This window comes from Oleiphilus sp. HI0067, from assembly GCF_001635735.1.
Map to the genome: position 1 here is coordinate 1 of NZ_LWFI01000848.1, position 1,416 is coordinate 1,416.

The 1,416-nt window shown below is 47.1% G+C and carries 1 protein-coding gene and 1 pseudogene; one reads left to right on the forward strand and one right to left on the reverse strand.

Annotated elements, in window-relative coordinates:
- Positions 1-211 (forward strand): annotated as a pseudogene (locus A3739_RS29840) (FAD-binding oxidoreductase); the annotation flags it as partial.
- Positions 212-254: 43 nt separating this feature from the next.
- Here the strand turns inward: A3739_RS29840 and A3739_RS09060 are convergent.
- Positions 255-1,416: aldehyde dehydrogenase family protein (locus A3739_RS09060; RefSeq protein WP_068501066.1), on the reverse strand; the 1,162-nt coding region annotated here is incomplete at its 5' end.

Consider the following 1,416-nt stretch of genomic DNA (forward strand, 5'->3'; position numbering starts at 1 on the left):
CGTATACTTTGCGCAAGCGTATTCAGGTCATGGCGTCAACGTGACACACATGGCCGGCAAAGTGATTGCAGAAGCAATTAGTGGGGAATCAAACCGTATCGCATGGTTTGAGAAGATCAGTCATATTCAATTCCCAGGAGGAAGACGCTTCCGATCACCCTTATTAGCGATCGGTATGCTATATCACCGATTGAAGGATTGGCTCAGCTAATACCAATAAGAGAGCTTGGCCGCTGACCAAGCTCTTTTGCCACCTAGATCTTCATCCAAGTTGCTTTTAATTCAGTGTACTTATCAAGCGCATGCAAGGACTTATCTCGTCCATTACCACTCTGCTTAAATCCACCAAATGGTGCCGTCATATCACCACCATCGTATTGATTCACCCAAACCGAACCAGCCTCTAGCTTACGCGCGACCCGATGCGCACGGCTCAAATCAGAAGTCCATAAACCTGCAGCTAATCCGTAGATAGAATCATTAGCAATCGCCAACGCTTCTTCTTCGTCTTTAAAACGAATGACAGATAGTACTGGGCCAAAAATTTCTTCACGCGCGATCGCCATATCGTTCGTTACGTTCTCAAAAATAGCTGGCTGCACGTAATATCCATTCGGTTCGATGTCCAACTGCTCGCCACCGCAACGCAAGGTTGCCCCTTCAGCACTACCTTTTTCAACATAGCCAAGAACTTGCTTCATCTGAATATCATCAACCATTGCACCAATGGTTGTTGCTGGATTTAATGGGTTTCCTGGTTTCCACGCTTGGAAGGCTGTCTGTAATTTTTCGATGAACTCATCAGCAATATTATCTTGAACAAGTAAACGGGAACCAGCAGTACAAACCTCGCCTTGGTTAAAGCAAATCGCTGAAGCAGCAGCTTCAACAGCTTCATCTAGATCTGGCGCATCGGCAAAAACAATGTTTGCTGACTTGCCACCAGCTTCCGCCCAAACACGCTTCATATTGGTCTCGCCCGCCATAATCATCAGACGCTTCGCAACACCTGTTGAACCCGTAAATACGAGCGTATTCACATCATCATGCTTGGCTAATGCCGCACCAACAGAATGGCCAAATCCTGGTAAAATATTTAATACACCATCAGGAATACCTGCTTGTTGCGCCAAGCTTGCCAGTTTGATCGCTGTCAGTGGCGATTTTTCTGAAGGTTTCAGTACAACCGAGTTTCCCATCGCAAGCGCTGGCGCTAATTTCCACATTGCCATCAACATAGGAAAGTTCCACGGAACAATCGCCGCCACAACACCCACAGGATTACGCGTCACCATTCCAAGCTGATCGTGAGAAGTGGTGGCTAGCTCGTCGTATACTTTATCGATGGCTTCGGCTGTCCAGCGCAAGGCACGTAGGGTTCCATTAACATCTACACCAAGCGAATCACTAATCGGC